General features: G+C 75.9%; 8 protein-coding genes. 1 reads left to right on the forward strand and 7 read right to left on the reverse strand.

The window, feature by feature from the left end:
- Positions 1 to 156 precede the first annotated feature (156 nt).
- The 7 genes from GWJ10_RS13185 to GWJ10_RS13215 all read right to left on the reverse strand — a co-directional run bounded on the left by GWJ10_RS13185 (position 157) and on the right by GWJ10_RS13215 (position 7,834).
- Positions 157 to 3,135 carry a DEAD/DEAH box helicase gene (locus GWJ10_RS13185; protein ID WP_163187919.1) on the reverse strand — a complete coding sequence of 993 codons (2,979 nt, stop codon included), beginning with the start codon at positions 3,133 to 3,135 and terminating at the stop codon, positions 157 to 159.
- A 50-nt stretch (positions 3,136 to 3,185) separates the two neighbouring features.
- On the reverse strand, positions 3,186 to 4,256 hold the full coding sequence (locus tag GWJ10_RS13190; RefSeq protein ID WP_163187921.1) for a diacylglycerol kinase family protein: 1,071 nt from the start codon (positions 4,254 to 4,256) through the stop codon (positions 3,186 to 3,188).
- A 43-nt stretch (positions 4,257 to 4,299) separates the two neighbouring features.
- Positions 4,300 to 5,043 (reverse strand): twin-arginine translocase subunit TatC, encoded by a 744-nt coding sequence (gene tatC / locus GWJ10_RS13195; RefSeq protein WP_043660075.1) that lies wholly within the window; start codon positions 5,041 to 5,043, stop codon positions 4,300 to 4,302.
- Positions 5,044 to 5,079: 36 nt separating this feature from the next.
- Positions 5,080 to 5,373, reverse strand: coding sequence for a Sec-independent protein translocase subunit TatA (tatA, locus tag GWJ10_RS13200; RefSeq protein WP_043660072.1), 294 nt, complete (start codon positions 5,371 to 5,373; stop codon positions 5,080 to 5,082).
- Positions 5,374 to 5,498: 125 nt separating this feature from the next.
- The gene (locus GWJ10_RS13205; RefSeq protein ID WP_034651635.1) at positions 5,499 to 5,825 is read right to left on the reverse strand and encodes a hypothetical protein; all 327 of its coding nucleotides are present in this window, start codon (positions 5,823 to 5,825) and stop codon (positions 5,499 to 5,501) included.
- Positions 5,826 to 5,835: 10 nt separating this feature from the next.
- Positions 5,836 to 6,858 (reverse strand): WYL domain-containing protein, encoded by a 1,023-nt coding sequence (locus GWJ10_RS13210; RefSeq protein WP_076404864.1) that lies wholly within the window; start codon positions 6,856 to 6,858, stop codon positions 5,836 to 5,838.
- Positions 6,851 to 7,834: a WYL domain-containing protein gene (locus tag GWJ10_RS13215; protein ID WP_241005801.1), complete on the reverse strand. Its 984-nt coding sequence runs from the start codon at positions 7,832 to 7,834 to the stop codon at positions 6,851 to 6,853. The genes GWJ10_RS13210 and GWJ10_RS13215 overlap by 8 nt, the downstream gene beginning before the upstream one ends.
- 125 nt (positions 7,835 to 7,959) lie before the next feature.
- Between GWJ10_RS13215 and GWJ10_RS13220 the strand changes: the two genes are divergently transcribed.
- Positions 7,960 to 8,292: DUF3866 family protein (locus GWJ10_RS13220; protein ID WP_163187925.1), on the forward strand; the 333-nt coding region annotated here is incomplete at its 3' end.

Consider the following 8,292-nt stretch of genomic DNA (forward strand, 5'->3'; position numbering starts at 1 on the left):
GGTCCGGGCGCGTGTCGTACACGTCACGCCGTACGGCCGCAGCGCCGACCTTCCGAGCCGACCTTCCGAGCCGACCTTCCGAGCCGGCCTCGCGAGCCGGCCTCGCGAGGCGGTCCCACGCCCGGGCCGACGGGGCGCCGCCGGTGCGGGGTGCGCTCAGACGCTGGAGTAGGCGACGACGCCGCGGCGCAGGCGGTCGATCGCCTGGCGCGCGGTGCGGCGGACCTCGGGGGTGGGGGCGGCGCCCGCGACCTGGTCGAGGACGTCGATGACCTGCTTGCACCAGCGCACGAAGTCGCCGGCCGCGATCTCGGAGCCGCGCAGCACGGCGTCGAGGCTGCGCCCGACGGCCCAGCGGTGCACGGCGGTGACGAGGCCCTCGTCGAGCGGGCCGGTCGCGTCGATGTCGTGCTCGTCCTCGAGGTCGTCGACCTCGGACCACACGCGCGTGGTGGCCTCGAGCGCGCGCGCCAGCCTGCCGTGGGGGCCGCCGGGGACGTCGGGCTCGCCGTGGTCCTCGCGGCGCCCGGCGTAGACGCACGTGGACACGACGGCGGCCAGGGCGGGGGCGTCGAGGTCCTCCCACACGCCGCGGCGCAGGCACTCGGCCAGGAGCAGGTCGTTCTCGGCGTAGAGGCGGCGCAGCCACTGCCCGTCGGGAGTGACCTGCAGCCCGGTGCGCGCGGCCTCGCGGGCGGCGCGACCGGTGGTCGGGGCGCCAGGGGTGTCGGTCTCCTCCTCGTCGAGGGCGTGCTCGAGCGGTGCGGCCGGGTCCTGCGCGGGCTCGGCGGGCGCGAGGTAGCCGAGGGTGACGAGGACGTCGCAGATGCGGTCGAAGACGCGCGCGATGGAGCCGGTGCGGCCCTCGACGCGCCGCACGAGCTGGTCGTGCTCCTTCTTCAGCCGCGCCCACCGCTCTGCCCAGCGGGCGTGGTCCTCCCGGTCGGGGCAGTCGTGGCACGGGTGGGCGCGCAGCTGGGCGCGCAGGCGCGCGAGCTGGGCGTCGTCGGACGCGCCGGACCGGGCGCGGGTGGTACGGCCGGGGCGCGTGCCCGGCTCGTCGAGCGCGCCGAGCGCGTTGCGCAGGGTGGAGGCGAGGTCGCGCCGCTGGGCGGGCACGCGCGCGTTGAACGTCTTGGGGATGCGCACGCGGGCGACGGTGCGGATCCCGCCGGGTGCGTCGGCGACGGTGAGCTTCTTCACCTGGCGGTCCTGCGTCAGGACGGTGGGGCGCGGTCCGTCGAACCCGGCGCCCTCCCCCGGGTCGAGCACGACGACGTAGCCCGCGCGCCGCCCGGACGGCACCTCGACGACGTCCCCGGGCCGCAGGCGCTCGAACGCGGCGACGACCTCGGCGCGGCGCGACCGGCTCGCGGCGCGCGACAGGTCGCCCTCGCGCGCGGTGATGCGCCGCCGCAGCGCCGCGTACTCGGCGAAGTCGCCGCGGTCGCACGTCATCGCCTGCGCGTACCCGTCGAGGGCCTCGGCGTGCGCCTGCGCCTGCTTGGCCAGGCCGACGACGCCCCGGTCGGCCTGGAACTGCGCGAACGACGTCTCCAGGACCTCGCGCGCCCGGTCGCGCCCGACCTGCGCGACGAGGTTGACCGCCATGTTGTACGTGGGTCGGAAGCTCGAGCGCAGCGGGTACAGGCGCTTGGACGCCAGGCCCGCGAGGTGCACCGGGTCCAGGCCCGCGTGGTCGACGACGACGGCGTGCCCCTCGACGTCGATGCCGCGCCGCCCGGCGCGCCCGGTGAGCTGGGTGTACTCCCCCGGGGTGACGTCGACGTGCGCGGTGCCGTCCCACTTGACGAGCTTCTCCAGCGCGACGGACCGGGCGGGCATGTTGATGCCGAGCGCGAGCGTCTCGGTGGCGAACACGACCTTGATGAGGCCGCGGCTGAACAGCTCCTCGACCGTCTCCTTGAACACGGGCAGCAGGCCCGCGTGGTGGGCCGCGATGCCGCGCGCGAGGGACTCCGTCCACGTCCAGTACCCGAGGACCTCCAGGTCCTCGGTGGGGATGGTCGCGGTGCGTTCCTCCGCGACGCGCCGGATCTCGGCCTCCTCCGCGGGCGACGTCAGGCGCAGGCCCGCGGTGAGGCACTGCTGCACGGCGCCCTCGCACCCGGCGCGGGAGAAGATGAAGTAGATCGCGGGCAGCAGCCCGTCCGCGTCGAGCGCGTCCACGACGGCGAACCGGGCAGGGGTGCGCCGCCCGACGACGGACCGGTCCGGGCCCGGGCGACGCCCGCCGCGGCCCCGGTACCCGCGGTCGCCGGACCCCCGCCGTCCGCCCGGCCCGGGCCCGCCGGTGCGGGGCGCGGTGCGGAACGCGGCGAGCAGGTCGGGGTTGATGGGCGGGTTCACGCCCGGGTCGGTGGGGTCCACCGTCCCGGCGTACAGGTCGAGCAGGTCCGCGCCGGGCGCGCGCCCACCGCCTGCGTGCGCGACCCCGGCCGCGGGGTTCGCGGACGCGACGAGGACGTGCTGCCACAGCGGCACGGGCCGGCGCTCGCTGACGACGACGGTCGTGTCGCCGCGCACCATCTCCAGCCAGTCGCCGAACTCCTCCGCGTTGGACACGGTCGCGGACAGGGACACGAGCTGGACGTCGTCGGGCAGGTGGATGATCACTTCTTCCCACACGGGCCCGCGGAACCGGTCGGCGAGGTAGTGCACCTCGTCCATGACGACGTACGCGAGCCCGTCCAGGGTGCGCGACCCCGCGTACAGCATGTTGCGCAGCACCTCGGTCGTCATGACGACGACGGGCGCCTCCCCGTTGATCGTCGTGTCACCGGTGAGCAGGCCCACGGCGTCGGCGCCGTGGCGGCGCACGAGGTCGGCGTACTTCTGGTTGGACAGCGCCTTGATGGGGGTGGTGTAGAACGCCTTGCGCCCGCTCGCGAGGGCGAGGTGGACCGCGAACTCGCCCACGACCGTCTTCCCCGCGCCGGTGGGCGCGGCGACGAGCACGCCGCGGCCCTCCTCGAGCGCCTCGCACGCGCGCACCTGGAAGTCGTCGAGGGGAAAGTCGAGCACCTGCCGGAAGTCCGCGAGCCGCGTGCGGGACGCCGCCTGGCGGGCCCGGGACGCGGCGTAGCGGGCGGCGGGCGATTCGTCGGCCGTCATGCCGCCAGCCTACGGTCCGCCGCCCACCTCGCCGGTCGAGAGCCCCCTGCTCAGCGGGCAGGGACGGCGGCGTCGAGCACGCGCAGCGCGCCGGGGACGACGTCGACGCGCAGCGGCAGCGGCCCGAGGTGCTCCCCGTCGGCGAACGCGTGCGGCGGCGCGGCGCCTGCTGTGGTCGGCTCGACCGTGACCGACGTCGCGCGCACGGTCCCGACCGCGCGGTGGGTGAGGTGGCGCCCCGCGTACATGCCGGGGAAGACGCGCGCGGCGCCCCACCGCCCGAGCGGGCCCGCGACAACGACGTCCAGCAGGCCGTCGTCGGGCGTGGCGTCGGGCGCGACGCGGACACCGCCGCCGAAGCGGGGGCTGTTCGCGACGGCGACGAGCGCGCCCGGCGACTCCCACACGAACGCCCGCCCGTCCGGGCCGTCGGCCGCGTCGGGGTGCTGCGCGGCGTCGGGCACGGGCAGCAGGGGCGCCCCGGCGAGGACGTCCGGCACGTCGTCTCCCGCGGGCACGCCGCGCACCGTGACGCGGTACCCGTAGGGCCGGTAGCGGGTGATCTCGGTCAGGGCGGAGCGCGCGTACCGGGACCGTCCGCGCGGCCAGGTCGCCGCGTTGGCGTGCGCGTTCACCGCGGCGTCGATCCCGGCGGACAGCACGCCCGCGTACCAGCGCGCGACGGGCACGTGCTCGCCCGCGACCCGGGCGGCGTCGACCACGCGCACGCGCGCCCCGGCGCTCGCGGCGGGCCCGAGCGCGCCCAGGAGCGCGTCGACGCAGCGGTCGGGGCGGCCGGTGGGCAGGTCGAGGGCGTGGGCGAAGTCGTTGCCGGTCCCCACGGCGACGATGCCGAGCGGCACGCCGGTGCCCGCGGTGGCGTTGACGCCGAGGTGCACCATGCCGTCGCCGCCGACGACGACGAGCGCGTCCACCCCCGCGGCCGCGCCGGTGCCGCGGACGGCGGCGTCGGCGGACTCCTGCGCGAGGGGCAGGCTGGGGGCGCTGAGGTCGAGGACGTCGTGCCCGGCCGCGGTGAGCGCCTCGGCCGTGCGTGCGCCTGCGGTGCGGCCCCGCCCGCGCCCGGCCGTCGGGTTGACGACGAGCGCGACCGTGCTCACGCGCGGCCCCCGCGCCCGGTGGGGCGCGGTCGGGGCGGGGTGCTCACAGGGCGAGCCGGGCGGCGTCGCGCTGGTCGACGCGCCGGTCGTGCAGGACGGAGATCCCGTAGGCGAGGAAGTACAGGGCGCAGATGGGCAGCGCGACGCAGAACATGGTGAGCACGTCGGGCGTGGGCGTCATGATCGCGGCGAACAGGAACGAGATGAGCACGGCCCAGCGCCACCCGGCGAGCCACGTCGCGGCGCGCACCACGCCCATCGTGTTGAGCGCGACCATGATCACGGGCACGAGGAACGCGATGCCGAACGCGAGCATGAGGCGCATGACGAACCCGAGGTACATCTGGGCGTTGATGAGGTTCGCGCTGCCGTCGGGCACGAACTCGTTGAGGAGCGCGACCGCGCGCGGCAGCATGACCCACGCGAGCGCGACGCCGGCGAGGAACAGCGGGACGGCGGCGCCGATGAACCCGAACGCGTACCGCTTCTCCTTGGACGTCAGGCCGGGCGTGATGAACGCGAAGAGCTGGTACAGCCACCACGGGCTCGACAGCAGGACGCCGAGGAACAGGGAGACCTTGACCTTCATGTCGATGGCCGTGGCGACGCCCTCAAAGTTCAGTCCCGTCAGGACGTTGCGGCGCTCGGCCGCGTCGACGAGCGGCTGCTGCAGGGCCTGCAGCACCGGCTCGTACACGATCCACCCGACGACGGCACCCAGGACGATGCCGATCGCGGCGAGGAAGAGGCGCTTGCGGATCTCGACGAGATGCTCGCGCAGGGGCATGCGCCCCTCGGGGTCACGGGGAGTGCGGGACACCGACTACGCCTTGGGGGTGTCGTCCTGCGTGGACGACGCCGTGCCCCCCGTCACGCTCGTCGCACCCGTGCCCGTCGCGCCGGTGGTGGTGCCGGTGCTCGTCGTCGCGGTGGTGCCCGACGGCGTCGTGGTCGTCGTCGTGTCGTCGTCCTCGCGCAGGTCCTTGACCTCCTTCTTGAAGATCTTCAGCGACTGGCCGACGGAGCGCGCCATGTCGGGGAGCCGCTTCGACCCGAAGAGCAGCAGGACCAGGAGGATGAGGACGACGATCGTCGCGGGGTGACGAAGGATGTTCACGGCGGGAACCTACTACCTACTCGTGGGCGGCCAGGGGCGACGTTGCTCTTCGCGCCATCATAGGTCACGGTCCCTGCGCCCCGAGGCGTCGCCCGCGCGCCGTGCACGGTCGCGACGGGTGCCCGTCAGGCGTTGAACCGCCGCCAGCGCGACCACACCTGCTCGTCGCGGCGGCGCCGCTGCACGCGCCGCTCCTCGCGGTCCGCGCGCAGCACGTCCACCCGGGCGCGCAGCTCGACCGGGTCGTCGAACAGCGTGGGCGCGGTCGAGGGCTGCGCCTCCTGCTGGGCGCGCGCCAGCTCGTCCGCCCGCGCACCGAGGTCCGCCGCGACCTGCGACGCGCGCGACAGCTCACGCCCCAGGCCCTTGACGGAGCGCCACAGGCGCCGCGCGAGGAAGAACGCGCCCACCAGGGTGCCCACCACGAGCACCGTCCACACCCAGAACCACATGCCGCCCACCCTAGCCAGCGGGCCGCTCGCCCGAGCGCCCGCTCCCCTCGTGCGGTGCCTCACCCGGCGCGTCGCCGGGCAGGTGGGCGTACGCGGCCAGGGCGGCGCTCGCGGCCTCGCGCACGTCCTGCGCGACGGCGGCCGGCTCGACGGCCAGGACGTGGCGGGCGCGCTCGGTGAGGAGCTGGCGCAGCCACACCGGGTTGGTGACGCGCAGCCGCACCTCGAACGCGCCGTCCGGCAGGTTGCGCACCGCCTCCACGGGGACCTGCTCGGCCACGGCGCGCGCGGGGCTGGCGAACGTGATGGTCGCGAGGGGCGCGTCGCCGGTGGGCGTGAAGTCCACGTCGGGGTCGACGTCGTGCCCCTCGACGGCCTGGTCGAGCTCGGTCGCGGCCAGGATGCGGTCGACGCGGAACGTGCGCCGCCCCTGGGCGCGGTGGCACCACGCGAGCAGGTACGCGTGCTCGTCCTGCGTGTGCAGGGACACGGGGTCGACCTCGCGCTCGGACTCCTCGTCCGCGGCGGTGACGTACCGGATGCGCAGCCGGTGGCCCGCGACGAGCGCGCTCGTGATGGCCGCGACCACGCGCGGGTCGCCCTCGGGTGCGAGCTGCACGTCGAGCGCCGCCGCGGCCTCCCCGGTCGCGTCGGTCAGTTTGCGCAGCACCGACTCCACGACGCCCGCACGCTCCGGGTCGGCCTGCACCGCCGCCGTCTCGCGCATCGCACGCAGCGCCGCGATGAGCGCGACCGCCTCGCGCGTGCCGAGCCGCAGCGGACGGGTCATGCCACGGGCCTCGGTGAGGCGCACCACGCCGCGCTCGATCGAGTCCGCGTCGAAGTCGATGAGGTCGTCGGGCCAGTACCCGGGCGTGCCCGACACCCACAGGGCGTCGACGTCGTCCAGGACCTGGCGCTCGCTGACGCCGAAGTGCCGCGCGAGCTCGCCCACCGGCACCGGGCCCGCCCCGTCGAGGTACGCCACGATGCCCAGCAGGCGCACCAGCCGGTCGTCCGCGCGCTCAGCCACGCTCCACCTCCGCCTGTCCGGCGCCGTCGGCCGGGCCCGTCGCCAGTCCCGCCGCGTCGCGCAGCCGCCGCACGACCGCCTCGCGCAGGTCCGGCGGGCCCAGCACCAGCACCGCGTCCCCGTACCCCACGACCTCGTCCGCCATCGCGTACCGCACGTCGTACGCCACCTCGAGCACGTCGCGGCCCGCGCCGTCGCCCGCGCGCGCGTCGGGCACCGAGCCCACGACCGTGCCGCGCGCCCGCAGCGCCCCCGCACGCTCGGGTACCACCGCGAGGCGCGCCAGCCCGCCCGCGTCGCGCGTGCCCAGCGCCGCGTCCACGTCCACGTGCGCCGGCACCTCGAACGCGTCGCGCGGCCCCGACGCCCGCACGCGGCCCTCCACCCGGCTCAGCCGGTAGGACCGCGGCGCGCCCCGGTCCAGGTCCAGGCCCACCAGGTACCAGCCGCCGCGCCGCGCCGCGATGCGCCACGGCTGCACCCGGCGCGGCCGCACCTCGCCCGTGCTCGCCGCCCGGTACGTGAACGACACCGCGCGCCGCGCCGAGATCGCGTCCATGAGCGTCGCGTACGCGTCCCCCACCGCCCGCACCCGCGGTGCCAGACCCGCCACGACGTCCATCGCGGTCTCCCCCGCCCCGGCCGCCCGCAGCTTCGTCAGCGCCCGGGAGATGTCCGTCCGCAGCGTCTTGTCCTGCCAGAACTGCGCCGCCAGCGCCAGCACCCCGAGCTCCGCCGGCGTGAGGTCCACCGCAGGCAGCGCGTACGCGTCCTGGTCGATCCGGTACCCCACCTCGTCCGCGTGCCCGCCCGCGTCCACCGTGACGATCGGGATGCCCAGGTCGCGCAACGTGTCCTTGTCCCGCTCGAACATCCGTTCGAACGCGTCGGGAGAGGGGGCGTCCCCGTACCCCGCCACGCTCGACCGGATCTGCTGCTTCGTCATCGACGCGTTCGTGTTCACCAACGCGATCACCAGGTTCAGCAGACGCGCCGCAGGGTTCGTCGACGAACCCCCCGACGACGACGCGACGGAGGGCGCGGAGGCAGCAGTGGGCTCGGACATCGGCACCACGCTAGTCGGTCGATAGGGTGTGCCGCGTGATCACGTGGCGGACCGCGACCGTGGTGTCGCACGCGAAGGCCTGGACCGGAGCCCAAGAGCTCGACGTCAAGCTCCACACCCCCCTGCCCGGACGGCCCGACGACCCCCACGCCACCGTGCGCGCCCTCGCCTACACCCAGCTCGTCGGCACCCCCCACCCCGGCGACCACGTCCTCCTCAACGTCTCCGCCCTCGCCCGCGGCCTCGGCACCGGCGGCTACGCCCTCGTCGTCGGCCCCGCCCAGCCCGCCACCCCCCTCCCGCCCGACCCCACCCCCGGACCCGGCCACCTCGTCAAGGCCCGCTACACCCCCCTGCAAGCCCTCGTC

This window comes from Cellulosimicrobium sp. SL-1 (assembly GCF_011033075.1).
Classification (GTDB): Bacteria; Actinomycetota; Actinomycetes; order Actinomycetales; family Cellulomonadaceae; genus Cellulosimicrobium; species Cellulosimicrobium funkei.